This window comes from Streptomyces vietnamensis, from assembly GCF_000830005.1.
Lineage (GTDB): Bacteria > Actinomycetota > Actinomycetes > Streptomycetales > Streptomycetaceae > Streptomyces > Streptomyces vietnamensis.
Window position 1 is genome coordinate 5,701,706 of sequence record NZ_CP010407.1, and the last position, 24,779, is coordinate 5,726,484.

The following is a 24,779-nucleotide window of genomic DNA, read 5'->3' on the forward strand; positions in this document are numbered from 1 at the left end:
CACACCCGCAACACCCACCCCCACAATCCCCACGCTTTTCAGCGAAGGAGCCCGCGTGACCCGCCAGCAGTCCTCGCACCGCCGCACCACCGCCCGCGCCGCCGCCCTGATCGCCTCGGCCGCCATGGTCGTCGTCGGCGTCCAGACCGGATCCGCCAACGCCGACGCCCAGCGCGAGGCCGGTGCCACGGCGATCAAGCTGACCGGCACCCAGCGCGCCGCCGCCATCCACGAGGCCCAGGGCGAGGCCGCCGCCACCGCCCAGGCCATCGGTCTGCCGGCCCAGGAGAAGCTGGTCGTCCGGGACGTCGTCAAGGACGCGGACGGCACCGTCCACACGCGCTACGAGCGCACCTACGAGGGCCTTCCGGTCATCGGCGGCGACCTGGTCGTCCACCAGAAGAAGTCGGGCGCCCGCTCCACCACCAAGGCGACCTCGGCCCGTATATCCGTGGCCACCACGACGCCCGCCGTCTCCTCCGCCGCCGCGGGCAAGTCCGCCCTCGCCTCCGCCGCCAACGCGGACGAGAAGGTCGCCTCCGCCCGCAAGGTGATCTGGGCGGCCACCGGCAAGCCGGTCCTCGCCTGGGAGACCTACGTCACCGGCGTCCAGAAGGACGGCACCCCGAGCCGCCGCCAGGTCGTCACCGACGCCACCACCGGCAAGGAGCTCTCCTCCGTCGAGACGATCGAGACCGGCGTCGGCAACACCATGTACAGCGGCCAGGTCACCCTCGGCACGGCCCCCTCGTACAGCCTCACGGACACCGCCCGCGGCGGCCACAAGACGTACGACCTGAACGGCGGCACGTCCGGCCAGGGCACGCTCTTCACCAACTCCACGGACACGTGGGGCAACGGCCTCGCCTCGAACCGCGAGACGGCCGCGGCCGACGCCCACTACGGCGCGGCGGTGACGTGGGACTTCTACAAGAACGAGCTGGGCCGCAGCGGCATCCGCGGCGACGGCGTCGCCGCCTACTCCCGCGTCCACTACGGCAGCGCGTACGTCAACGCCTTCTGGGACGACTCCTGCTTCTGCATGACGTACGGCGACGGCATCGGCAACACCCACCCGCTCACGTCCCTCGACGTGGCCGGCCACGAGATGTCCCACGGCCTGACCGCCTCCACCGCGAACCTCCGCTACAGCGGCGAGTCCGGCGGCCTGAACGAGGCGACGTCCGACATCCTCGGCACCTCGGTCGAGTGGTACGCCAACAACGCCTCCGACACCGGTGACTACCTCATCGGCGAGAAGATCGACATCAACGGCAACGGCACGCCGCTCCGTTACATGGACAAGCCCAGCAAGGACGGCAGCTCGGCCGACTACTGGTCGAAGACGGTCGGCCGCCTGAACGTCCACTACTCCTCGGGCCCGGCCAACCACTTCTTCTACCTGCTGTCCGAGGGCAGCGGCACGAAGACCATCAACGGCGTCACCTACAACTCGCCGACCTACAACGGCTCCACGGTCACCGGCATCGGCCGCCAGGCCGCGTACAAGATCTGGTACAAGGCCCTCACCACCTACATGACCTCCACCACCGGCTACTCGGGCGCCCGCACGGCCACCCTCTCGGCCGCCGCGGACCTCTACGGCACCGGCAGCACCCAGTACAACGCGGTCGCCGCGGCCTGGACGGCGATCAACGTCAAGTAACCCCCCAGGCCCACGCAAGCAAAAGGAAGACCCCGCCCACAGTGCTCCCACTGCGGGCGGGGTCTCCCGCGTTCCCCACGACACCGCCGCCCGGCGGCCGCACAAACAACAAGACCCCGCGCTCAGCGTTTCCGCTGATCACGGGGTCTTTCGGCACTTCCTGCGAAGTGCCCCCGGCAGGATTCGAACCTGCGCACACGGCCCCGGAGGCCCCGTGAGTCTCACGCGTTTCACCAGGTCAGCCTGTTATTGACCGCCATGGCGGGCCTCGCTGTCCACGAATGGGCCACAACCGTGTGACGCCTGGGCTGCTGGCCGCCTAGACGGATGCCCCATCCCTCAGGTAGTCGAGGCTTACTGCCGGCGGAAGGATCTCGCGGACGCTGTAGCGCACTACGCGGGACTTCCGTTCCAGTCGTCGAGATGATCACGTGCCACATCAAGGAACTTTGCGACCGTGTTTGACGCACTTCCGATGGTGGCTGCTACCTCTCGGTATCGAATCAGCGGTCCCTCCGTAATGATCGTTAGATCTTCACTGTCTACCGACATGAAAGGGCTGCTTCTGACCAATCCGATGTAGCTCTCCAGGTTCCCCAGCGCATCACTGCATGTTTCAAGAACGGCGTACGCTTCCTCGGCCACGACCTTCGGGCCGGCGAGCCTGACACGAATCGCGGCATCGCCCAGCGGGTCGAGCCGAGTGAGCAGGTCCTGCAGGGACGGAATCTCGCCACGCCGTTCATCCTCCCCGATGCTTGAGCTGTACATCCCCACCGAATTGGCAGCGTCCTGTATCTGACTCACCGCCAGGCGAGCCGCTTTGGCGAATTCCTGGTACGCGTCCATCCGCGTCTGCCGAACGGACATGCCGTAGGCGTCAGCACCCGATTTCGCGGCAGCACCCACGGTTCCTCGGCTGGAGAGACGAGCGGCGGCAACGGTGGCTATGCCTCCCACAACGGCGCCACCCAGAGCAGCAAGGGCAGCGATGAAAGCCACGTTCATGCCTTCAGATGCAAGTTGAACGGCTGTCACAGCTCTTGCTCCAGTTGCCCTACGGTCCCATGTGTGCGGATCGCATGGTACGGAGCCACTTCGGTGCTGTAGAGAGCTCGTTTTCGCCAACTGACTGAATGCCCCTGTATCTCATTGCACCCCATGGCCCAACCATTCTGCCGGTGCCGTCGACCAGAGCGGGTCGCGATGGCGGATGCGTGGTGGTATGCCCTTGGGTAATGCCTTCTTCGTCCCGAAGTAACTCGGGTGAAGGTGCTCCCTCGGGCTGCTACGCCTCTCACCTGCGCTGATGGGGCGCAGACGTTCGCGCTCGTCCGCCGCTGTTCGTCGGCGTTGTCACGCGGTCAGACACTCACCGCTCAACGACCCCTCACGGGTGGGGCCGTTGTCAGTGCCGACCTCTATGGTCGCAAGCGCGCGGTCGGCTTCCGGGGGTTCCAGCTCTGAAGGGAATGGTTGCATCCCCGGCCTGTCTGGGGGCGGCCCGGAGACTCGTCCGGGACCTAACCGACGGTCGGGCTTCGTCGATGGCCAGGAGATCACCTGCCAGCGCCGGCCGCGCATCCACCCCTTGCGAGGTCAGTGGCCCGCCAGTGGGCCGTGCGCGTATCGGTCAGAAGGGAGCTTCGAGATCGCCGCGGCCATCGCTGTGTGGCCCCCAGTCCCAGGGCTCCTCCCGGAAAGGTTCAGGGTCGGGGACGTCGTGGCCCCATGCTTTGAGTGCCTTCCGGGCAACGCGCCGGTTGCGGCGGTTACTGCTGGTGTCCAGGATGTGGCGCGCGTGCACGGCGAGATGATCGCGGTGCTCGGTGAGCGCGGGGTGCTCGGCGAGGATGAGCGCGGCGACGACGGCGGCTTCGCGCACATCCTCGTGGCTGTCCTGCAGGAAGGGCGCGACGGCCCGATAAAGCATGGTGCGCAGGTCCCGGAAGGCCGCCACGGCGGTGCCGTGGGTGAGGAAGCCGGGAAAATACTGCTCGATGCGGCCAGCAATCTCGTCGGAGGCGTCGTAGGCCGTGTAAGCCAGCCAGTTCAGCAGCGTCGCGCGGATGGGGACGTTGCGATAGGGCCGTAGGGTCATGGCCGCCGGGTGGGTGAGGATGCCGGCGACATACATGGCGACGGGGGCGGTGGCTTCGTAGACGGTGTTCTGGTGGCCGACCAGCTCACCCAGCTCCGACAAAGCGGTGACCTGAACCTTGGGATCGGGCTCCAACAGCCGCGCCAAGACCCTGGGAAGATCCTCACCGTTCCCGAAAGCTGTCTGGAGCGAACCCCAATCAGTCTCCGCCAGGACTACCTGGTGAGGCGGCAAGTCAGCCTCGTGGGGCACCCCGGCATTGGAACGGTTGTGGTTCACAGGCCCAACCTAGACCAGACTTCTATAGCGGTACCGAGGCGGAGCGACCACACAGACCCTCGCCACATCGCGGCAGCAGCTGCTCCCCGCCCGCCCATTCCCGGTGGTGCGGCCGCCTTGCGCTCCTGCCATCCGTGGCGGCGGGGGTACGTCGCCCGGCCCTACTCGGGCCCGGCAGTCAGCCGACGCTGGGCAAGAGGCCATCCCTCTCCTCGCTGTTAGCCGATTTTTTGGACGCCCGTCCGGCCGCAGTCGGCAGCGTTCGTGGCTACGCATGCCATGTGACGGTTGCCGTGCTTGGAGGTCTGCTTTGGTTGCCCATCAACCCGAGCTGTCAGGCGTGCGGCCGGCGGCCGGCTGGAGCGGGGCGTAGACAGGAGCGCAGGCCCGGGCGACGGGCCGCACCCACCGCGCCGTGTGCGGCGAGTGCCTAGTTAGGACCGTTCAGCGGGTCAGCCGCGATCGCCCTGTCCCGAAAGCCTTGGAAGGCGGACCAGTTGGCGGAGGCGCCGTCCGTGAGTAGTTCGCCGGCCGAGCAGTCGAAGGGGCGGCAGCCAAGGGCTCGGGAAATGTGGAAGATTACGGGGAGCACCTCGTCTCCCCGCCCCGGACGTGGAGCATGACCGACTCGACGGGGTCGCGCTCCCCTATACCGACTTCGATCACCCAGGTCGGACCGAGCAACTCGCCCCATGTGGGATCGGTCAGGTCGACATCGCCTGCGGCTGACCTGAGTGCCTTGTGGATGTTGGACCGGCTGCCGATGGGAGGCGGTTCGTGATCGGCGGGAAGGTCCTCGATCGACGCGATGTCCGCAGGTAGCGGCAGCAGAAGAACGTCCCAGCTCATGGCACTCCCCAGCCGAGATCCGCGAGGGACGCTATCTGCCGGCACTGACGCTCGCCCCAGGAGGCCTCGTCGTTCCCCAAGCTGACCTGCGCCGATGCCCCGAGAGCCTGTCCATGAATAGTCCACAGACCCTGTCATACGGCCGCTCGGCGCCGCGCGCGCCTGCACATACAACAAGACCCCGTCCTCAGCGTTTCTGCTGATCACGGGGTCTGTGTGGCACTTCTGCGAAGTGCCCCCGGCAGGATTCGAACCTGCGCACACGGCTCCGGAGGCCGTTGCTCTATCCCCTGAGCTACGGGGGCGTCCGCCGCGTTCTGCGGCGACGGGTAGAACCCTACCAGCTCTCCGGGGGTGCCTGTGAACAGGTATTTCCGGGGCGTCACCAAGGGGCGGGTCCCCCGCACGGGTCAGAAGTGGGCAAAACCCGGACGCGGCCGTTCTGGGCGGCCTACTCTCGTTCGTGTGTCAGGCGTGTCCGGTCGGGTGCTCGTTGTCGATGACAACAAGGTGATCCGGCAGTTGATCAGGGTCAATCTCGAACTCGAGGGGTTCGAGGTCGTGACCGCGGCCGATGGTGCCGAGTGTCTGGATGTCGTACATCAGGTCTGTCCTGATGTCGTCACCCTGGACGTCGTCATGCCCCGCTTGGACGGGATACAAGACGGCCGAGCGGTTGCGATCCGACCCGCGGACCAGTCATCTGCCGGTGGCGATCATCAGCGCCTGCGGTGAGCACGAGGTCGGTGGGGTCTCCTCCGGTGTCGACGCCTTCCTCGCCAAGCCCTTCGAGCCCTCGGAGCTCGTGCGTGTGGTCCGGCAGTTGATGCACCGCGAGCGGCGGGAGCGTCCGGACGCGGGCGGGCAGGACGGGGGAGAGGAGCCGGCCGCAGTCGACGGACCCGGACGGCGCGAGCAGGACGCCCGGCAGCAGGATCCGCCCGGCAGCAGGACGCCCGGCGTGCCGGGAGTGTGTGCGGGGTGAGGTGATGTGAGGTCGGTGCGTCGGTGCGTCGGTGCGTCGGTGCGTCGGTGCGTTCGGCGTCGCCGCAAAGGTGCCCGCACGGCAAAGTGCCCGCACGCCAAGGTGCCCGCATGGCGAAACCGGTTCGCGTTCTGACCCCCCTCCTCCCCTAGGCTTGTCCCGTGACCCCCGCGGACCTCTCCCTCACCGTGCAGCACGCCGTGCGCCGTGCGGTCGACGACGGTGCGCTGCGGGTCGACGTCCCCCCGTGCGTCAAGGTCGAGCGGGCCCGGCCCGGGGGCACCGGGGAGTACGCCAGCAGCGTCGCGCTCAGTCTCGCCCGGCCCGCCGGCCGCAGCGCCCTCGACGTCGCCGGGGTTCTGAAGGAGCGGCTCCAGGGAGCCCCCGGGATCCTCGCCGTCGACATCACCGGGCCCGGGTTCCTGAACTTCACCCTCCGCCGCGACGCCGGCGGTGATCTCGTACGGGCGATCCGTGCCGCCGGATCCGCGTACGGGCACGGCACCGCCCTCGCCGGGACCGTCGTCCGGTTCGGCGAGGTGACGGAGTCCCGTGCCGTCGTCGTCACCGATGTCGTTCTCCGGTTGCTGCGCACGCAAGGGGCCGATGCCGGGTTCGGTGGGGACGAGCGGATCCACGTACGGCCCGCCCCGTACGCGCCCCACCTCCTCGGCGTCGACGCCGCCCGCTGGTCCCTCCTGCGCGCCGCGCCCCAGGACCGGGCCCTCGACGGGGCGCCCCTCCTCGTCCAGCACGAGCGCAACTCCCTCTTCCGTGTCCGGTACGCCCACGCGCGGGTGCGCAGGCTGCTCGTCAACGCGGCGCAGCTCGGCTTCAGCCCCTCGTACGAGACCGACCTCCACGCTCCCGAGCTTCTCGGCGTCCTCGGCGACCACCCCCTCGTCCTCCTCGCCGCCGCCCGCCACCGCGCCCCCGACCGGGTCGCCCGGCACCTGGAAGCCACCGCCGACGCGCTGCTCGCGTTCCAGCACACCGTTCTGCCGCTCGGCGACGAGAAACCCTCGGCCGCCCACCGTTCCCGGCTCGCGCTCGCCGAAGCCGCCGGGACGGTGCTCGCCGGTGGCCTCTCCCTGCTCGGCATCAGCGCACCCGACCAGATCTGAAAGACGCAGACCATGAGCCGTTCCGCCCACCCCGCCGGGCCCCGCCACGCCGATGTTCTTCCCGAGGGGCACTACTCCGCTCCGCCCGCCGACCTCAACACCCTCGATCCGAAGGTGTGGGCCCGGACCGTCGGGCGCGACGAGCGCGGGGTCGTCACCGTCGGCGGTCTCGGTGTCGACGCCCTCGCCGAGGAGTTCGGCACGCCCGCCTACTTCCTCGACGAGACCGACTTCCGCGCGCGCTGCCGCGCCTGGGCCGAGGCCTTCGGCAAGGACGCCGACGTCTTCTACGCCGGCAAGGCCTTCCTCTCACGGGCCGTCGTGCGGTGGCTCAAGGAGGAGGGGCTCAATCTCGATGTCTGCTCCGGAGGGGAGCTGAGCACCGCGCTCTCCGCCGGGATGCCCGCCGAGCGCATCGCCTTCCACGGGAACAACAAGAGCGAAGAAGAGATTCGTCGGGCCGTCGAGGTCGGGGTCGGGCGGATCGTGCTCGACTCCTTCCAGGAGATCGTCCGGGTCGCCCACATCGCCCAGTCCCTCGGCAAGCGGCAGCGCGTGCAGATCCGGGTGACCGTCGGCGTCGAGGCCCACACGCACGAGTTCATCGCCACCGCCCACGAGGACCAGAAGTTCGGCATCGCCCTCGCCGGCGGGCAGGCCGCCGAGGCCGTGCGGCGGGCGCTCAAGCTCGACGGGCTCGAGCTCATCGGCATCCACTCCCACATCGGGTCGCAGATCTTCGACATGGCCGGGTTCGAGGTGTCCGCCCGGCGCGTCGTCCAGCTGCTCGCCGAGGTGCGCGACGAGCACGGGGTCGAGCTGCCCGAGATCGATCTCGGGGGTGGGCTCGGCATCGCGTACACCTCCGAGGACGACCCCCGCGAGCCGCACGAGATCGCCAAGGCCCTGAGTGAGATCGTGACGAGGGAGTGCGAGGCCGCCGGGCTGCGGACCCCTCGTATCTCCGTCGAGCCCGGGCGCGCCATCGTCGGCCCCACCGCCTTCACCCTCTACCGCGTCGGCACCGTCAAGCCCCTCGAAGGGCTGCGGACGTACGTGAGCGTCGACGGCGGCATGTCGGACAACATCCGCACCGCCCTCTACGACGCCGAGTACAGCGTCAGCCTCGTCTCGCGGACCAGCGAGGCCGAGCCGATGCTCTCCCGCGTCGTCGGCAAGCACTGCGAGAGCGGCGACATCGTCGTACGGGACGCCTTCCTGCCCTCGGACCTGGCGCCCGGCGACCTCATCGCCGTGCCGGCCACCGGCGCGTACTGCCGCTCCATGGCCAGCAACTACAACCACGCGCTCCGGCCGCCCGTCGTCGCCGTCCGCGACGGCGAGGCGCGGGTCATCGTCCGGCGCGAGACGGAGGAAGATCTCCTGCGTCTCGACGTCGGATGATGAAATAGTCGAGTGATGAAATAGATGTCTCAAAATCCGGACGAGGGGCGGAATCCCTCGTCCGGTGAGTGAGACTGGTTCTCCGTAGAGATACGCAACCGTAGAGATACGAAGCAGTACGAGAAACGAGGTCGGATGATGCGTACGCGTCCGCTGAAGGTGGCGCTGCTGGGCTGTGGAGTGGTCGGCTCAGAGGTGGCGCGCATCATGACGACGCACGCCGACGACCTCGCCGCGCGCATCGGCGCGCCGGTCGAGCTCGCCGGCGTCGCCGTCCGCCGGCCCGACAAGGTCCGCGCGGGCATCCCCGCCGAGCTGCTCACCACCGACGCGACCGCCCTCGTCAAACGCGGGGACATCGACGTCGTCGTCGAGGTCATCGGCGGCATCGAGCCGGCCCGCACCCTCATCACCACCGCCTTCGAGCACGGCGCCTCCGTCGTCTCGGCGAACAAGGCGCTGCTCGCCCAGGACGGCGCGAGCCTCTACGCCGCCGCCGAGCAGCACGGGCAGGACCTGTACTACGAGGCCGCCGTCGCCGGCGCCATCCCCCTCATCCGGCCGCTGCGCGAGTCCCTCGCCGGCGACAAGATCAACCGGGTGATGGGCATCGTCAACGGCACCACCAACTTCATCCTCGACAAGATGGACACCTCGGGGGCCGGGTACTCCGAGGCCCTCGACGAGGCCACCGCGCTCGGGTACGCCGAGGCCGACCCCACCGCCGACGTCGAGGCCTTCGACGCCGCCGCCAAGGCCGCCATCCTCGCCGGGATCGCCTTCCACACGCGCGTGCGCCTCGACGACGTCTACCGCGAGGGCATGACCGAGGTCACCGCCGCGGACTTCGCCTCCGCGAAGCAGATGGGCTGCACCATCAAGCTGCTCGCGATCTGCGAGCGGGCCGCCGACGGCGAGTCCGTCACCGCGCGCGTGCATCCCGCGATGATCCCGCTCAGCCACCCCCTGGCCTCCGTCCGCGAGGCGTACAACGCGGTCTTCGTCGAGGCGGAGGCCGCCGGGCGGCTCATGTTCTACGGCCCCGGGGCGGGCGGCTCGCCGACCGCCTCGGCCGTGCTCGGCGACATCGTCGCCGTCTGCCGCAACCGTCTCAACGAGGCGACGGGCCCCGGCGAGTCCGCGTACACCCAGCTGCCCGTGAGCCCCATGGGCGACGTGGTGACGCGGTACCACATCAGCCTCGACGTGGCCGACAAGCCGGGCGTCCTCGCCCAGGTCGCGACGGTCTTCGCCGAGCACGGCGTATCCATCGATACGGTGCGCCAGCAGGGCAAGGACGGCGAGGCCTCCCTCGTCGTCGTCACCCACCGCGCGCCCGACGCCGCCCTCTCCGGGACCGTCGAGGCGCTGCGCAAGCTCGACACCGTGCGCGGTGTCGCCAGCATCATGCGTGTTGAAGGGGAGTAAGGACCCATGACCCACAAGGGCACCCACCAGTGGCGCGGCATCATCGAGGAGTACCGGGACCGCCTTCCGGTCACGGACACGACGCCGGTCGTCACGCTCCGTGAGGGCGGCACGCCGCTCGTCCCCGCTCAGGTCCTCTCCGAGCGCACGGGCTGCGAGGTGCACCTCAAGGTCGAGGGCGCCAACCCCACCGGCTCCTTCAAGGACCGGGGCATGACCATGGCCATCTCGAAGGCCAAGGAGGAGGGTGCGCAGGCCGTCATCTGCGCGTCCACCGGCAACACCTCGGCGTCCGCCGCCGCCTACGCGGTCCGCGCCGGGATGGTCTCCGCCGTCCTCGTGCCGCAGGGCAAGATCGCGCTCGGCAAGATGGGCCAGGCCCTCGTGCACGGCGCGAAGATCCTCCAGGTCGACGGCAACTTCGACGACTGCCTGACCCTGGCCCGTGGCCTCTCCGAGAACTACCCGGTGGCGCTGGTCAATTCGGTCAACCCGGTCCGCATCGAGGGCCAGAAGACCGCCGCGTTCGAGATCGTGGACATGCTGGGCGACGCCCCCGACATCCACGTCCTGCCCGTCGGCAACGCCGGCAACATCACGGCGTACTGGAAGGGGTACCGCGAGTACGCCACCGACGGCCTCGCCACCCACCGCCCGCGCATGTGGGGCTTCCAGGCCTCCGGCTCCGCCCCGCTCGTGCGCGGCGAGGTCGTCAAGGACCCGTCGACGATCGCCACCGCGATCCGCATCGGCAACCCGGCCTCGTGGGACTACGCGATCGCCGCGCGCGACGAGTCGGGCGGCTTCATCGACGAGGTGACGGACCGTGAGATCCTGCAGGCCTACCGCCTGTTGGCCGCTCAGGAGGGCGTCTTCGTCGAGCCCGCCTCGGCCGCCTCGGTCGCCGGCCTCCTGAAGGCCGCCGCGCAGGGCAAGGTCGACCCCGGCCAGCGGATCGTCTGCACCGTCACCGGCAACGGCCTCAAGGACCCCGACTGGGCCGTCGCCGGCGCGCCGCAGCCGGTCACCGTCCCGGTCGACGCCGCGGCCGCCGCCGAGCGCCTCGGTCTGGCCTGAAAGCAGAACCTGGCCTGAAGGCAGAACCTGGCCTGAAACGGGCCCTGGCCTGAAAACAGGCAAGGCCCGCCGGTTCCTGATCGGGTGAAACCCGATCAGGAACCTACATAGGCGCACAGGATGGCTCGCGACACGCATCGTGCGCCTCCTGTGCGCCCTATGTCGCCACAGAACCTTCCTTCGATAGGCTGTACCGAACCCGCCCCGACGCATATGCGCGGTGTCGTTGCCGTTGTCGCCGCCGCGGCCGAAACGGCCCCCGGGCCCGGGTCCCCGAGTACTTCTCTTGCAATACCCGTTGTCCGAAACACCGTTTTCGCAATCAAGGAGAGTCAACGAGCGATGGCCGGTCCAGCGTTCCGCGCCGCCGCCGTACGGGTGCGCGTCCCCGCCACCAGCGCCAACCTCGGCCCGGGCTTCGATGCCTTCGGCCTGTCGCTGGGGCTCTACGACGACGTCGTCGTCCGGGTCGCCGACTCCGGGCTGCACGTCGACATCGCCGGTGAGGGCGCCGAGACGCTCCCGCGCGACGAGAGGCACCTGCTCGTACGCTCCCTGCGCACGGCCTTCGACCTGCTCGGCGGACAGCCGCGCGGCCTCGAGGTCGTCTGCGCCAACCGCATCCCGCACGGCCGCGGCCTCGGCTCCTCCTCCGCCGCCATCTGCGCCGGCATCGTGGCCGCCCGCGCCGTGACCATAGGCGGGGACGCCAAGCTCGACGAGGCCGCCCTCCTGGAGCTGGCCACCGAGATCGAGGGCCACCCCGACAACGTCGCCGCCTGTCTGCTCGGCGGATTCACGCTCGCCTGGACCGAGTCCGGTGCCGCCAAGGCGATCAGGATGGATCCTTCGGATTCCATCGTTCCGGTGGTTTTCGTCCCCGGAAAGCCCGTACTGACCGAGACCGCCCGCGGACTCCTGCCGCGCACCGTCCCGCACGTGGACGCCGCCGCCAACGCCGGGCGCGCCGCCCTCCTCGTCGAGGCACTGACCCGCCGCCCCGAGCTGCTGCTCGCGGCCACCGAGGACCGGCTGCACCAGGAGTACCGGGCCCCCGCGATGCCGGAGAGCATCGCCCTGGTGAACCGGCTGCGCGCGGACGGCGTCCCCGCGGTCATCTCCGGCGCGGGCCCCACGGTCCTCGCGCTGGCCGAACACGGGACGGCCGACAAGGTCGCCCGCCTCGCGGGCGAGGGCTGGGCCGCGAACCGGCTCGACCTCGACGCGTCCGGAGCGAGTGTCCTGCCGCTGGCGCCCTAGGCGCGTGGCGGCCGGGGCGCCGGGCAGCGCCTCGGACAGGAGATTGCCGGTGAGGGAGAGGGGGAATGTTTGTTGGAGCCGGTAGTGTTAACCTCAAGTCTGCACCCGACCTCTTTGTGGAGCGGTGCGGAGTGTCCCCATCAGGGACCACCCATTCTTCCGGGAGCCTCCCCAACTGCCTGAGCAGCCTGCCTGAGCAGTTTCGAGCACGCTCCGGAACCGGCACGACACCCCTCGCTCTTCTTTCGAGCCGAGGGCCGAGCAGGGGGCGCTCGGGCCGGACCCACAGCACGTTCTCTCTCCGCCGTACCCGGCGGGACCACCGCCCCGGACACGGTCCACGAACCAGGACCCTGCCGGACAGCACAACCGGTCGCCGAGCCAGATGGCCGACGTCCGCTCCAGGGAAGGACCCTTCGTGAGCGACACCACCGATCTGATGGGCGTGACTGCCGACAGCAGTGTCGACACCGCCGCGCCCGCCGCAGGTGCCACCGGCACCGCACGGCGCCGCCGCTCCGGCACCGGCCTCGAGGGCATGGTCCTGGCCGAGCTGCAGCAGGTCGCGTCCGGCCTCGGCATCAGGGGCACCGCGCGGATGCGCAAGAGCCAGCTGATCGAGGTCATCAAGGAGGCGCAGGCCGGAGGCTCCGCCGCCCCCGCCAAGACCGCCGACGCCGCCGACACCAAGCCGAAGCGCCGCGCCACCTCCAAGGCCCGCACGGGCGAGACCGCCGAGGCCGCCGCGCCCAAGGCGGAGAAGGCCGAGAAGGCCGTCGCCCAGCAGCAGATCGACATCCCGGGCCAGCCGGCCGCCGACGACGCCCCGGCCGGTGAGCGCCGCCGTCGTCGTGCCACAGCCCCCGCCGGTTCCCCGGAGGTCGAGGCCAAGGCCGAGGCCGCCCAGGTCGTCAAGACCGAGGCCCGTACCGAGACCCGCGAGGTCAAGGCCGAGCCGCAGGCCGACGCCAAGGCCGAGGCCGCCGTCGACGGCGCCGAGGGCCGTGGCCGCCGTGACCGCGGCGAGCGGGGCGAGCGCGGGGAGCGCGGCGACCGCCGTGACCGCCGTGACCGTCAGCGCGACCGCAAGGGCGACGAGCAGCAGCAGGGCGGTGGCCAGGGCGGCCAGCGCCAGCGCCAGGGTGGCCAGGGCCAGGGCGGCCAGGGCCAGCAGGGTGGCCAGCAGGCCGGCCCGCAGGACGAGGACGACTTCGAGGGCGGCCGTCGTGGCCGTCGCGGCCGCTACCGCGACCGCCGTGGCCGTCGTGGCCGTGACGACTTCCAGGCCGGCGAGCCGCAGGTCGCCGACGACGACGTCCTGATCCCCGTCGCGGGCATCCTGGACATCCTCGACAACTACGCGTTCATCCGGACCTCCGGCTACCTGCCCGGCCCGAACGACGTGTACGTCTCCCTCGCTCAGGTCCGCAAGAACGGCCTGCGCAAGGGTGACCACGTCACCGGCGCCGTGCGTCAGCCGAAGGAGGGCGAGCGCCGCGAGAAGTTCAACGCGCTGGTCCGCCTGGACTCCGCGAACGGCATGGCCGCCGACTCCGGCCGCGGCCGCCCGGAGTTCAACAAGCTGACCCCGCTCTACCCGCAGGACCGCCTCCGCCTGGAGACGGACCCGGGCGTGCTCACCACCCGCATCATCGACCTCGTCTCGCCCATCGGTAAGGGCCAGCGCGGTCTGATCGTGGCCCCGCCGAAGACCGGCAAGACCATGATCATGCAGGCGATCGCCAACGCGATCACGCACAACAACCCCGAGTGCCACCTGATGGTCGTCCTGGTCGACGAGCGTCCGGAAGAGGTCACCGACATGCAGCGGTCGGTCAAGGGCGAGGTCATCTCCTCGACCTTCGACCGCCCGGCCGAGGACCACACCACCGTCGCCGAGCTGGCCATCGAGCGCGCCAAGCGCCTCGTGGAGCTGGGTCATGACGTGGTCGTCCTGCTCGACTCGATCACCCGCCTGGGCCGCGCGTACAACCTCGCGGCGCCCGCCTCCGGCCGCATCCTGTCCGGTGGTGTCGACTCGACCGCGCTCTACCCGCCGAAGCGCTTCTTCGGTGCCGCGCGCAACATCGAGGACGGCGGCTCGCTGACCATCCTGGCCACCGCGCTGGTCGACACCGGCTCGCGGATGGACGAGGTGATCTTCGAGGAGTTCAAGGGCACCGGCAACATGGAGCTCAAGCTCGACCGGAAGCTCGCCGACAAGCGCATCTTCCCGGCCGTCGACGTCGACGCCTCGGGCACGCGCAAGGAGGAGATCCTCCTCGGCAGCGACGAGCTCTCCATCACCTGGAAGCTGCGTCGCGTGCTCCACGCGCTCGACCAGCAGCAGGCGATCGAGCTGCTGCTCGACAAGATGAAGCAGACGAAGTCGAACGGCGAGTTCCTGCTCCAGATCCAGAAGACCACCCCTGGAGCCGGCAACAACGACTGACGCGGACTGACGCGAGAGCCGCGTCACACGACGAGAGCCGGGCTCCGATTCCGTAACCCCGTCGTGACCTGCGTAAACCACTGCGCCCACCGTGTTCCGCACGGTGGGCGCAGTGCTGTTTCCGGGCGAAGCTCACCCAAACCTCACAGGCCCGCATGCAACCCTTTCGGATGCTTCGCCGTCACAGAAGGTGAATCCTAGGGCTGAGGGAAGACGATGACCGAGCAGAGCAAGACCGGCCGCGCACGCGGCGGGGGCAGCGGCCGGCGCCGCAAGCAGCCCGCCAAGCGGCGCACGGCGCCGATCCTCATATCGGGGGCCGCCGCGGTCCTCGTCCTCGGCGGCGCCGGACTCGGCTACGTCTACTTCAAGCTCGACGGCAACCTCAAGGGCGTCGACATCAACGCCCAGCTCGGCAAGGAGCGCCCCGAGAACGTCGACAACGGCTCCCTCGACGTCCTCGTCCTCGGCTCCGACTCCCGCTCCGGCGACAACGGCGCCTACGGCAAGGACGAGGGCGGCGCCCGCTCCGACACCGCGATGGTCGTGCACGTCTACGAGGGCCACAAGAAGGCGAGCGTGGTCTCCATACCCCGCGACACCCTCATCGACCGGCCCTCCTGCACCGACGCGAAGGGGACCGCCGTCCCCGGCGAGCGGCGGGCCATGTTCAACACCGCCTACGAGGTCGGCGGCCCCGCCTGCGCCGTCAAGACCGTCGAGTCCATGTCCGGCATCCGCATGGACCACTACATCGAGGTCGACTTCACCGGCTTCAAGAAGCTCATCGACGAGCTCGGCGGCGTCGAGATCACCACCACGCAGGCCATCAAGGACGGCAAGAGCCACCTCGACCTCGCACCGGGCACGCACACCCTCGACGGCGAGCAGTCCCTCGGCCTCGTCCGCACCCGCAAGAGCATCGGCGACGGCAGCGACCTCGGCCGCATTCAGCTCCAGCAGGCCTTCATGAAGGCCTTCATCGAGCAGGTCAAGGGCGTCGGCGTGCTCACGAACCCGACGAAGCTGTACGGACTCGCCGACGCCGCCACCAAGGCCATCACGCCCGACTCCGAGCTCGACTCGGTGCAGGAGCTGATGGGCTTCGCCAAGGGACTCTCCGGCATCGGCGCCCGGAACGTCCACATGGTCACCCTGCCCGTCGAGTACGACCCCCGGGACCCCAACCGCGTCGTCCCCCTCGAAGCCAAGGCCGCACAGGTCTGGAAGGCCCTCAAGGGCGACCTGCCGATCCCCGCGTCGGCCACGAAGGACACCGCCACCGGCAAGGCCGACGGCCTCGTGCGGTGACCGGCGGACGTCGTGGGGCGACCGGCGGACGAGCCCGGGAATACCTCCGGGCCGACCCCCGTTTTGGGAGATGCGGCCGGTCCTGGCAGACTGGTACGTCGGCCCCGGTTCACGCTGTCCGCAACCCGCGGCGGCGACCCGGAGCCCTCCCGAAACTAGGAGACACCTTGAAGCGCGAGATCCACCCCGAGTACGTCGAGACCCAGGTCAGCTGCACCTGTGGCGCGTCGTTCACCACCCGTAGCACCCTGACCGAGGGCACCATCCGTGCCGAGGTCTGCTCCGAGTGCCACCCGTTCTACACGGGCAAGCAGAAGATCCTCGACACCGGCGGCCGCGTGGCCCGCTTCGAGGCCCGCTTCGGCAAGGCTGCCGGCTCCGCCAAGTAGCGAGCCACTGCGCCGGTCTTCGGCTGCCCCCGTGCGGGGGTGGCCGGGACCGGCGCTTTGCCGTCCCGTAGCAACCCACGAAAACCCAGGAGCCCCCGATGTTCGAGGCGGTCGAGGAACTGGTCGGCGAGCACGCCGACCTTGAGACCAAGCTCGCGGACCCTTCGGTCCACGCCGATCAGGCGAACGCGCGCAAGCTCAACAAGCGCTACGCCGAGCTGACCCCGATCGTCGCCACCTACCGCTCCTGGAAGCAGACCGGTGACGACATCGAGACGGCGCGCGAGCTGATGCACGACGACCCCGACTTCGCCGCCGAGGTCAAGGAACTGGAGAAGCAGCGCGAGGAGCTCACCGACAAGCTCCGCCTGCTCCTCGTTCCGCGCGACCCCAGCGACGACAAGGACGTCATCCTGGAGATCAAGGCGGGCGCGGGCGGCGACGAGTCCGCCCTCTTCGCCGGCGACCTCCTCCGGATGTACCTGCGGTACGCCGAGCGCGTCGGTTGGAAGACCGAGATCATCGACGCCACCGAGTCCGAGCTCGGCGGCTACAAGGACGTCCAGGTCGCCGTGAAGACCAAGGGCGGCAACGGCGCGACCGAGCCCGGCCAGGGCGTCTGGGCCCGGCTCAAGTACGAGGGCGGGGTGCACCGCGTCCAGCGCGTGCCCGCCACCGAGTCCGCCGGCCGCATCCACACCTCCGCCGCCGGCGTGCTCGTCACGCCCGAGGCCGAGGAGGTCGACGTCGAGATCCACGCCAACGACCTGCGCATCGACGTCTACCGCTCGTCCGGCCCCGGCGGCCAGTCGGTCAACACCACCGACTCCGCGGTCCGCATCACCCACCTGCCGACCGGCATCGTCGCCTCCTGCCAGAACGAGAAGAGCCAGCTCCAGAACAAGGAGCAGGCCATGCGCATCCTGCGCTCCCGGCTCCTCGCCGCCGCCCAGGAGAAGGCCGAGGCCGAGGCCGCCGACGCCCGCCGCAGCCAGGTCCGCACCGTCGACCGCTCCGAGAAGATCCGCACGTACAACTTCCCGGAGAACCGGATCTCGGACCACCGCGTCGGCTTCAAGGCGTACAACCTGGACCAGGTGCTCGACGGCGACCTGGACGCCATGATCCAGGCCTGCGTCGACGCCGACTCGGCGGCGAAGCTCGCCGCAGCGTAAGGCGGACGAGACCCGCCGCCGCGTGAGGCGGGCGAAGTCCGTCGCAGCGTAAGGCCCCCCTCAAGCCCCACCCCGCACCACGGAGGACCAGCGTGAACCTGCTGCTTGCCGAGGTGGCCCAGGCCACCCAGCGGCTGGCCGACGCCGGCGTTCCCTCACCGCGTTTCGACGCCGAGGAGCTCGCCGCGTTCGTGCACGGCGTCAAGCGGGGGGAGCTGCACAACGTCAAGGACGCGGACTTCGACGCCCGCTACTGGGAGGCCGTCGCCCGCCGCGAGGCGCGCGAGCCGCTCCAGCACATCACCGGGCGGGCGTTCTTCCGCTACCTGGAGCTCCAGGTGGGGCCCGGCGTCTTCGTGCCCCGCCCGGAGACCGAGTCGGTCGTCGGCTGGGCCATAGACGCCGTACGAGCCATGGACGTCGTCGAACCGCTCATCGTCGACCTGTGCACCGGCTCCGGGGCGATCGCCCTCGCGCTCGCCCAGGAGGTGCCGCGCTCGCGCGTGCACGCCGTCGAGCTGTCCGAGGACGCGCTCGCGTGGACCCGGAAGAACGTCGAGGGTTCCCGCGTCACGCTGCACGAGGGCGACGCGCTCACCTCGCTGCCGGAGCTCGACGGCCAGGTCGACCTGGTCGTCTCCAACCCGCCGTACATCCCGCTCACCGAGTGGGAGTACGTGGCGCCCGAGGCCCGCGACCACGACCCGGAGATGGCGCTCTTCTCCGGCGAGGACGGCCTCGACTTCATCCGCGGCCTGGAGCGCACGGCACACCGGTTGCTTCGGCCCGGGGGACTCGTCGTCGTCGAGCACGCCGACACGCAGGGCGGCCAGGTGCCGTGGATCTTCAACGAGGAGGCCGGCTGGGTCGACGCCGCCGACCACCCCGACCTGAACAACCGGCCGCGCTTCGCGACCGCCCGCAAGGCAATGCCATGACCAAGCACGACGTGTACGAGGAGGCCCGGAACTGATGGCACGGCGATACGACTGCAACGAGTCGACCGACCGCGTGACCGGTCTGCGCGAGGCCGCGTCCGCCGTCCGCCGGGGCGAGCTGGTCGTGCTGCCCACCGACACCGTGTACGGGATCGGGGCGGACGCCTTCAGCAGCGAGGCCGTCGGCGACCTGCTCGCCGCCAAGGGCCGCGGCCGCAACATGCCCACGCCCGTGCTCATCGGCTCCCCGAACACCCTCCACGGCCTGGTCACCGACTTCTCCGAGCAGGCCTGGGAGCTCGTCGACGCCTTCTGGCCCGGCGCGCTCACCCTCGTCGCCAAGCACCAGCCGTCCCTCCAGTGGGACCTCGGCGACAGCCGGGGCACCGTCGCCATCCGGATGCCGCTGCACCCGGTCGCGATCGAACTGCTCACCGAGGTCGGCCCGATGGCCGTCTCCTCGGCCAACCTCATCGGCCACCCCGCGCCGGAGGACTGCGACGCGGCGCAGGGCATGCTCGGCGACTCCGTCTCCGTCTACCTCGACGGCGGCCCGACCCCCGGCATCGTCCCCTCGTCCATCGTCGACGTCACGGGCAAGGTGCCGGTGCTGCTGCGCGAGGGCGCGCTCTCCCCGGAGGAGCTCCGGAAGGTCGTACCCGACCTCGAGGTGGCCAGTTGACCGCCCCTGAGGGGCGTGGCATAGCGGGGCACGAAGAAAGCGACACCTTCCGCATCCTCCACGTCAGCACCGGCAACGTCTGCCGCTCGCCGATCACCGAGCGGCTGACCCGCCATGCCCTGAGCGTCCGCCTCGGCGACCCCCTCGGCGGCGGCCTGATCGTGGAGAGCGCGGGCACCTGGGGCCACGAGGGCGCCCCGATGGAGACCAACGCGGAACTGGTCCTCGCCGACTTCGGCGCGGACTACAGCGGCTTCGTGGGCCGCGAGCTCCTCGACGAGCACGTCATCCGCGCCGACCTCGTCCTGACCGCGACCCGCGACCACCGGGCGCAGGTCATCTCGATGGGCCACTCGGCGGGCCTGCGCACCTTCACCCTGAAGGAGTTCACCCGCCTGGTCCGCGCGATCGACCCGGCGACCCTGCCGGACCCGCGCGACGAGGGCATGGTGGAACGCGCCCGGGCCCTGGTCCGCGCGGCAGCGGCTCTACGCGGGTGGCTCCTGGCCCCCTCGGTGGACGCCGACGAGGTCAACGACCCGTACGGAGCCCCGATCACCTTCTTCCGCTCGATCGGCGACGAGATCAACCAGGCCCTCGACCCCGTGGTGACGGCTTTGACGGGCGTCTCGGCGCGCCGCTGACCGCGCGGGCCCCGGCCATATCCGGCGGTCGGAGGCCGCCGCAGCGTCCCGAAGCCCGGGAGGCCCCCTCGGGGCCGAGCGGTGCGAGGGGCGCGTCGGGAAGAGGGGCTCAACCAGGCACTGGATCCCGTGGTCACGGCCCTGACGGGCGTCTCGGCGCGCCGCTGAGGGGGTGCGTCGGGGACGGGGCGCTCAACAGGCGGGGTGGGGTGCGGCTGCCTACATTGGTGCTGACATCCCTCCACGTCCGGAGTCAGCCATGTCCGTCACCGCGCCCCCCGATGAGGAACTCGACGTCCTGCGCCGGCAGGACCCCGAGATCGCCGACGTGCTGCTCGGCGAGGCGCGGAGGCAGGCCGACAGTCTGCAGTTGATCGCGGCCGAGAACTTCACCTCGCGCGCCGTTCTCGCCGCCCTCGGTTCCCCCCTCGCCAACAAGTACGCCGAGGGGTATCCGGGCGCCCGGCACCACGGCGGCTGCGAGTACGCCGACGCCGCCGAGCGGATCGCCGTCCAGCGGGCCACCGCGCTCTTCGGAGCCGACCACGCGAACGTACAGGCACACTCCGGCTCCTCGGCCGTCCTGGCGGCGTACGCGGCCCTTCTCAGGCCCGGTGACACGGTTCTGGCCATGGGCCTGAACCACGGAGGGCACCTCACGCACGGTTCGCCCGCCAATTTCTCCGGCCGGTGGTTCGACTTCGTGCCCTACGGCGTCGACGCCGACACCGGGCTCGTCGACTACGAGCAGGTCGCCGCGCTCGCCCGCCACCACCGCCCCAAGGCGATCGTCTGCGGGTCGATCTCGTACCCCCGCCACCTCGACTACGAGATCTTCCGCGAGATCGCCGACGAGGTCGGGGCGTATCTGATCGCCGACGCCGCCCATCCCATCGGGCTCGTCGCCGGGGGAGCGGCCCCCAGCCCCGTTCCGTATGCCGACGTGGTCTGCGCGACGACGCACAAGGTGCTGCGCGGGCCGCGCGGCGGAATGGTGCTGTGCGGCGAGGAGCTCGCGGAGCGGATCGACCGGGCGGTGTTCCCGTTCACCCAGGGCGGCGCCCAGATGCACACGATCGCGGCGAAGGCGGTGGCCTTCGGCGAGGCGTCCACCCCGGCGTTCACCGAGTACGCCCATCAGGTGGTCGAGCACGCGCAGGTCCTCGCGTCCGCGCTCGCCGCCGAGGGCTTCGCGCTGACCACCGGCGGGACGGACACGCACCTCATCACCGCCGACCCGGCGCCCCTCGGCGTCGACGGCCGCACCGCCCGCGCCCGGCTCGCCGCCGCCGGCATGGTGCTCGACACCTGCGCCCTGCCCTACGGGGAGGGCCGCGGGATCCGGCTCGGCACCGCCGCCGTCACCACGCAGGGGATGGGCGCCCCGGAGATGGCGAGAATTGCCGCACTGTTCACCGTCGCGTTGCGCGATGACGCCGGGGAAACGGCCCGGGTACGCGCGGAAGTACGGGAGCTGACCTCCCGATTTCCCCCGTATGGGCCCTGACGGGAGCCCGAGCGCAACCGTTCCGGGGGCACGGGTGTCTCCAAGCACATGGACGGCACGGCTAGGGTGTGGGGCTGAGATGGCCAGCGATTCCTGTGGGGCAGCCCGTGCGTGATTACCTGCTGACGCTCTGTGTCACGGCCGCGGTGACCTATCTGCTCACCGGTCCGGTGCGGAAGTTCGCCATCGCGACCGGGGCGATGCCGGAGATCCGCGCCCGCGACGTACACCGAGAACCGACTCCGCGGCTCGGTGGCATCGCCATGTTCTTCGGGCTGTGCGCGGGACTCCTCGTCGCCGACCACCTGCAGAACCTGAACAGCGTCTTCGAGCAGTCCAACGAGCCCCGCGCGCTGCTCTCCGGCGCCGCGCTGATCTGGCTGATCGGCGTCCTCGACGACAAGTTCGAGCTGGACGCGCTCATCAAGCTGGGCGCGCAGATGATCTCGGCGGGCGTGATGGTCGCGCAGGGTCTGACGATCCTGTGGCTGCCGATCCCCGGCGTCGGCACGGTCGCCCTCACGCCCTGGCAGGGCACGCTCCTGACGGTCGCCCTGGTGGTCCTCACCATCAACGCCGTGAACTTCGTCGACGGCCTCGACGGCCTCGCCGCCGGCATGGTCTGCATCGCCGCCGCGGCCTTCTTCCTGTACGCGTACCGCCTCTGGTACGGCTACACGATCGAGGCGGCCGCCCCCGCGACCCTCTTCGCCGCGATCCTCATGGGCATGTGCCTGGGCTTCCTGCCGCACAACATGCACCCGGCGCGGATCTTCATGGGCGACTCCGGCTCGATGCTGATCGGCCTGATCCTGGCGGCCTCCGCCATCTCGATCACGGGCCAGGTCGACCCCGACGTGCTGCGGCTCTTCGAGGGCTCGACCCGTGAGGCCACCCACGCCGCCCTGCCGGTCTTCATCCCGCTCGTGCTGCCGCTGACGATCATCGCGATCCCGATGGCCGACCTGGTCCTCGCGATCGTGCGCCGTACGTGGAAGGGCCAGTCGCCGTTCGCGGCCGACCGCGGGCACCTGCACCACCGGCTCCTGGAGATCGGCCACTCGCACAGCCGCGCGGTGCTGATCATGTACTTCTGGTCGGCGCTCATCGCCTTCGGCACGCTGGCCTACTCGGTCCACTCGACCTCGATGTGGATCGTCCTCGGGGTCGTCGCGCTGAGCGCGATCGGCCTGGTGCTGCTCCTGCTGCCGCGCTTCACGCCGCGCGCTCCGCGCTGGGCCCAGTCCGTCGTGCCGCCCCGCTACCGCCGCCGCAAGCCGGCCGCGGTGCCGGTCGAGGCCGCTGTGTCGGAAGAGACGGCCGAGGCCGTCGAGGAGGAGCGGGAGCCCGTGCCCGCCGGGGTCAACGGGGCGACCGCCATCGGTCACCGTTCGCGCTTCTCCGACAGGAGTAAGGCCGGGGCGCGCGGTTGACGAAAGCCCCATCCGGGGCCAATAGCAGACAAGGCACCCCGCTGTCGCGCACACACGCGCGGGGTAACTCTCATGTGTGACTGTTGGCACACCGTATGGGTAAAGACCTATTCAAATAGTTTGTGATACGGTTCACGAGACCCGGCGACAGTGCCGAAAGACCGTAGTGCGACGGTCTGTTGGCCCCGAGACCCACCTCGGACCGGGCTTACGCTCGTCCATGACGACACCATCGCCCCCTCCAAGAGCAAGCGGAGACACCGCCATGCCGTCGAACGACGCACGCATCCTTCTGCACACCGCCGTACCCACCGCTGCCGTCGGCGTCATCGCCACGGTCGTCAGCGGGGTGGTCGCCGGTGGCAAGGGTGCGATCGGTGCCGTCGTCGGCACCCTGGTGGTCATCCTCTTCATGGGGATCGGGATGCTGGTTCTCCAGCGGACGGCGAAGTCGCTTCCGCACCTCTTCCAGGCCATGGGGCTGATGCTCTACACGGCCCAGCTGCTGGTGCTCTTCATCTTCCTGGCCTTGCTGAAGGACACGACGCTGTTCGACTTCAAGGCCTTCGCCTTCACGCTGCTCGCGACGACCGTGGTGTGGGTCGCCGCACAGGCCCGGGCCTACATGAAGGCCAAGATCGCGTACATCGACCCCGGAAACACGGGGTCCAAGTCGTGAAAGGTAGGGCCGGGATAAAGCCGAGTTCGGCTTCCTGCTATCGTCCGGTGCCAACTGCGGCACTGCGGACGCGGGCATCCGAAACGGCGCCTGTCCCAGCGAGAGGCTCGATGCCGAACCGCCGCCCCCTTATCCGTAAGACCAGTCCAGTGCCGACCCGCGGCTGCGCGCCGCGCCGACACAACGAGGTTGCCGTACCTATGCGCCACGCTGAAGGAGCCCGCGGTGAGTGCTGACCAGACGCTTGCCTTCGACCCGGATTGCCACATCTTCTCTGGATGTGGCTTCCCGGCGCCGGGCCTGCACACGTTCATGTACGAGCCGATCGCCACGTGGGGAAGCTTCGAGCTGACGAAGCCCATGCTGCTCGCGGTCCTGGGCTCGCTCGTGGTCGTCGGGTTCTTCTGGGCCGCCTTCAACAAGCCCAAGCTGATCCCCGGCAAGATGCAGATGGTCGGCGAGGCCGGTTACGACTTCGTGCGCCGCGGCATCGTCTACGAGATCATCGGCAAGAAGGACGGCGAGAAGTACGTCCCCTTCATGGTGTCGCTGTTCTTCTTCGTGTGGATCATGAACCTGTGGTCGATCATTCCGGTCGCCCAGTTCCCGGTCACCTCGCTGATCGCCTTCCCGGCGGCCCTCGCACTGATCGTCTACGTGATGTGGGTGGCGCTGACCTTCAAGAAGCACGGCTTCGCCGGCGGCTGGAAGAACATCCTCGGCTACGACAAGTCCCTGGGTGCGATCCTCCCGCTCATCATGCTCCTCGAGTTCTTCTCGAACCTGATCATCCGGCCCTTCACGCACGCGGTCCGACTGTTCGCGAACATGTTCGCCGGTCACCTGCTCATCGTGATGTTCTCGCTGGCCACCTGGTACCTCATGAACGGCCTGGGCTTCGTCTACGCCGGCGCCTCGTTCGTGATGGTCCTGATCATGACTGCCTTCGAGCTCTTCATCCAGGCCGTCCAGGCGTACGTCTTCGTCCTCCTGGCCTGCAGCTACGTCCAGGGCGCGCTCTCCGAGCACCACTGAGCCGGCCCGGCCAGCCAAAGCACCACACCCCCAACCAACAGTCGTCCGGTGGCCAACCCCCACCGGGTCCTTGAAAGAGAAGGAAGAACCGGCATGTCCGCTCTCGAGACTCTCGCCGCCGTCAACGGAAACGTCGCCTCCATCGGCTACGGCCTCGCGGCCATCGGCCCCGGCGTCGGCGTCGGCATCATCTTCGGTAACGGCACCCAGGCCCTCGCCCGTCAGCCTGAGGCGGCCGGCCTGATCCGCACCAACCAGATCATGGGTTTCGCCTTCTGTGAGGCGCTCGCCCTCATCGGCATCGTCATGGGCTTCGTCTACAAGTAAGCCGGACCGACTGCCCGATTCTTTTTACGGAAGG

The 24,779-nt window shown here is 69.8% G+C and carries 20 protein-coding genes, 1 tRNA gene and 1 pseudogene; 19 read left to right on the top strand and 3 right to left on the bottom strand.

The annotated features are described in order from the left end of the window. Positions 1 to 124 precede the first annotated feature (124 nt). Positions 125 to 1,666, top strand: coding sequence for a M4 family metallopeptidase (locus SVTN_RS25765; protein WP_245727952.1), 1,542 nt, complete (start codon positions 125 to 127; stop codon positions 1,664 to 1,666). Between the two features lie 393 nt (positions 1,667 to 2,059). On the opposite strand, the gene SVTN_RS25770 is transcribed toward SVTN_RS25765, so the two are convergent. The 3 genes from SVTN_RS25770 to SVTN_RS25785 form a co-directional block, all read right to left on the bottom strand. Further along, positions 2,060 to 2,674: a hypothetical protein gene (locus SVTN_RS25770; protein WP_159026501.1), complete on the bottom strand. Its 615-nt coding sequence runs from the start codon at positions 2,672 to 2,674 to the stop codon at positions 2,060 to 2,062. Between the two features lie 625 nt (positions 2,675 to 3,299). Beyond that, a complete protein-coding gene (locus SVTN_RS25775) occupies positions 3,300 to 3,914 on the bottom strand; it encodes a hypothetical protein (RefSeq protein WP_245727634.1) in 615 nt (204 codons plus the stop codon). A gap of 1,214 nt (positions 3,915 to 5,128) precedes the next feature. Continuing rightward, positions 5,129 to 5,200 (bottom strand) — tRNA-Arg (locus tag SVTN_RS25785). A 181-nt stretch (positions 5,201 to 5,381) separates the two neighbouring features. Here SVTN_RS25785 and SVTN_RS25790 point away from each other — a divergent pair. The 18 genes and pseudogenes from SVTN_RS25790 to atpE all read left to right on the top strand — a co-directional run bounded on the left by SVTN_RS25790 (position 5,382) and on the right by atpE (position 24,745). Continuing rightward, a pseudogene (locus tag SVTN_RS25790) lies at positions 5,382 to 5,880 on the top strand (response regulator transcription factor). Positions 5,881 to 6,041: 161 nt separating this feature from the next. Continuing rightward, on the top strand, positions 6,042 to 7,004 hold the full coding sequence (gene nrtL, locus SVTN_RS25795; protein ID WP_041131239.1) for an ArgS-related anticodon-binding protein NrtL: 963 nt from the start codon (positions 6,042 to 6,044) through the stop codon (positions 7,002 to 7,004). Positions 7,005 to 7,016: 12 nt separating this feature from the next. Then, the gene (gene lysA, locus SVTN_RS25800) at positions 7,017 to 8,408 is read left to right on the top strand and encodes a diaminopimelate decarboxylase (protein WP_041131240.1); all 1,392 of its coding nucleotides are present in this window, start codon (positions 7,017 to 7,019) and stop codon (positions 8,406 to 8,408) included. Positions 8,409 to 8,543: 135 nt separating this feature from the next. After that, the gene (locus tag SVTN_RS25805; protein WP_041131241.1) at positions 8,544 to 9,836 is read left to right on the top strand and encodes a homoserine dehydrogenase; all 1,293 of its coding nucleotides are present in this window, start codon (positions 8,544 to 8,546) and stop codon (positions 9,834 to 9,836) included. 6 nt (positions 9,837 to 9,842) lie between these two features. Then, positions 9,843 to 10,913: a threonine synthase gene (gene thrC, locus SVTN_RS25810; protein ID WP_041131242.1), complete on the top strand. Its 1,071-nt coding sequence runs from the start codon at positions 9,843 to 9,845 to the stop codon at positions 10,911 to 10,913. Positions 10,914 to 11,255: 342 nt separating this feature from the next. Further along, on the top strand, positions 11,256 to 12,173 hold the full coding sequence (gene thrB, locus SVTN_RS25815; RefSeq protein ID WP_041131243.1) for a homoserine kinase: 918 nt from the start codon (positions 11,256 to 11,258) through the stop codon (positions 12,171 to 12,173). Between the two features lie 418 nt (positions 12,174 to 12,591). Continuing rightward, entirely contained in the window at positions 12,592 to 14,625 is a 2,034-nt protein-coding gene (gene rho / locus SVTN_RS25820; RefSeq protein ID WP_425429019.1) for a transcription termination factor Rho, read from the top strand. A 216-nt stretch (positions 14,626 to 14,841) separates the two neighbouring features. After that, positions 14,842 to 15,936, top strand: coding sequence for an LCP family protein (locus tag SVTN_RS25825; protein WP_041131245.1), 1,095 nt, complete (start codon positions 14,842 to 14,844; stop codon positions 15,934 to 15,936). A gap of 167 nt (positions 15,937 to 16,103) precedes the next feature. Further along, a complete protein-coding gene (rpmE, locus tag SVTN_RS25830; protein WP_015036196.1) occupies positions 16,104 to 16,325 on the top strand; it encodes a 50S ribosomal protein L31 in 222 nt (73 codons plus the stop codon). 98 nt (positions 16,326 to 16,423) lie between these two features. After that, on the top strand, positions 16,424 to 17,500 hold the full coding sequence (gene prfA, locus SVTN_RS25835) for a peptide chain release factor 1 (protein WP_041131246.1): 1,077 nt from the start codon (positions 16,424 to 16,426) through the stop codon (positions 17,498 to 17,500). Between the two features lie 92 nt (positions 17,501 to 17,592). Next, positions 17,593 to 18,438 carry a peptide chain release factor N(5)-glutamine methyltransferase gene (gene prmC, locus SVTN_RS25840; RefSeq protein ID WP_041131247.1) on the top strand — a complete coding sequence of 282 codons (846 nt, stop codon included), beginning with the start codon at positions 17,593 to 17,595 and terminating at the stop codon, positions 18,436 to 18,438. Between the two features lie 34 nt (positions 18,439 to 18,472). Beyond that, positions 18,473 to 19,120 (top strand): L-threonylcarbamoyladenylate synthase, encoded by a 648-nt coding sequence (locus SVTN_RS25845; protein WP_041131248.1) that lies wholly within the window; start codon positions 18,473 to 18,475, stop codon positions 19,118 to 19,120. Further along, positions 19,117 to 19,764, top strand: coding sequence for an arsenate reductase/protein-tyrosine-phosphatase family protein (locus SVTN_RS25850; protein ID WP_041131249.1), 648 nt, complete (start codon positions 19,117 to 19,119; stop codon positions 19,762 to 19,764). Before SVTN_RS25845 ends, SVTN_RS25850 begins: the two co-directional genes overlap by 4 nt. A gap of 259 nt (positions 19,765 to 20,023) precedes the next feature. Beyond that, positions 20,024 to 21,271: a serine hydroxymethyltransferase gene (locus SVTN_RS25855; protein ID WP_041131250.1), complete on the top strand. Its 1,248-nt coding sequence runs from the start codon at positions 20,024 to 20,026 to the stop codon at positions 21,269 to 21,271. A gap of 107 nt (positions 21,272 to 21,378) precedes the next feature. Further along, the gene (locus SVTN_RS25860) at positions 21,379 to 22,704 is read left to right on the top strand and encodes an MraY family glycosyltransferase (RefSeq protein ID WP_041131251.1); all 1,326 of its coding nucleotides are present in this window, start codon (positions 21,379 to 21,381) and stop codon (positions 22,702 to 22,704) included. A gap of 265 nt (positions 22,705 to 22,969) precedes the next feature. Next, on the top strand, positions 22,970 to 23,383 hold the full coding sequence (locus SVTN_RS25865) for a Cg1360 family ATP-synthase-associated protein (protein ID WP_041131252.1): 414 nt from the start codon (positions 22,970 to 22,972) through the stop codon (positions 23,381 to 23,383). A 225-nt stretch (positions 23,384 to 23,608) separates the two neighbouring features. Continuing rightward, a complete protein-coding gene (atpB, locus tag SVTN_RS25870) occupies positions 23,609 to 24,418 on the top strand; it encodes a F0F1 ATP synthase subunit A (protein WP_041131253.1) in 810 nt (269 codons plus the stop codon). Between the two features lie 93 nt (positions 24,419 to 24,511). Beyond that, a complete protein-coding gene (gene atpE, locus SVTN_RS25875; RefSeq protein ID WP_010474382.1) occupies positions 24,512 to 24,745 on the top strand; it encodes an ATP synthase F0 subunit C in 234 nt (77 codons plus the stop codon). Positions 24,746 to 24,779: the final 34 nt, after the last annotated feature.

Bases quoted from the DNA above. Each gene is read 5' to 3' on its own strand.
- SVTN_RS25765 (WP_245727952.1), top strand. From the start codon at position 125: ATGGTCGTCGTCGGCGTCCAGACCGGATCCGCCAACGCCGACGCCCAG.
- SVTN_RS25770 (WP_159026501.1), bottom strand. From the start codon at position 2,674: ATGAACGTGGCTTTCATCGCTGCCCTTGCTGCTCTGGGTGGCGCCGTT.
- lysA (WP_041131240.1), top strand. From the start codon at position 7,017: ATGAGCCGTTCCGCCCACCCCGCCGGGCCCCGCCACGCCGATGTTCTT.
- SVTN_RS25805 (WP_041131241.1), top strand. From the start codon at position 8,544: ATGATGCGTACGCGTCCGCTGAAGGTGGCGCTGCTGGGCTGTGGAGTG.
- thrC (WP_041131242.1), top strand. From the start codon at position 9,843: ATGACCCACAAGGGCACCCACCAGTGGCGCGGCATCATCGAGGAGTAC.
- thrB (WP_041131243.1), top strand. From the start codon at position 11,256: ATGGCCGGTCCAGCGTTCCGCGCCGCCGCCGTACGGGTGCGCGTCCCC.
- SVTN_RS25825 (WP_041131245.1), top strand. From the start codon at position 14,842: ATGACCGAGCAGAGCAAGACCGGCCGCGCACGCGGCGGGGGCAGCGGC.
- prfA (WP_041131246.1), top strand. From the start codon at position 16,424: ATGTTCGAGGCGGTCGAGGAACTGGTCGGCGAGCACGCCGACCTTGAG.
- SVTN_RS25845 (WP_041131248.1), top strand. From the start codon at position 18,473: ATGGCACGGCGATACGACTGCAACGAGTCGACCGACCGCGTGACCGGT.
- SVTN_RS25855 (WP_041131250.1), top strand. From the start codon at position 20,024: ATGTCCGTCACCGCGCCCCCCGATGAGGAACTCGACGTCCTGCGCCGG.
- SVTN_RS25865 (WP_041131252.1), top strand. From the start codon at position 22,970: ATGCCGTCGAACGACGCACGCATCCTTCTGCACACCGCCGTACCCACC.
- atpE (WP_010474382.1), top strand. From the start codon at position 24,512: ATGTCCGCTCTCGAGACTCTCGCCGCCGTCAACGGAAACGTCGCCTCC.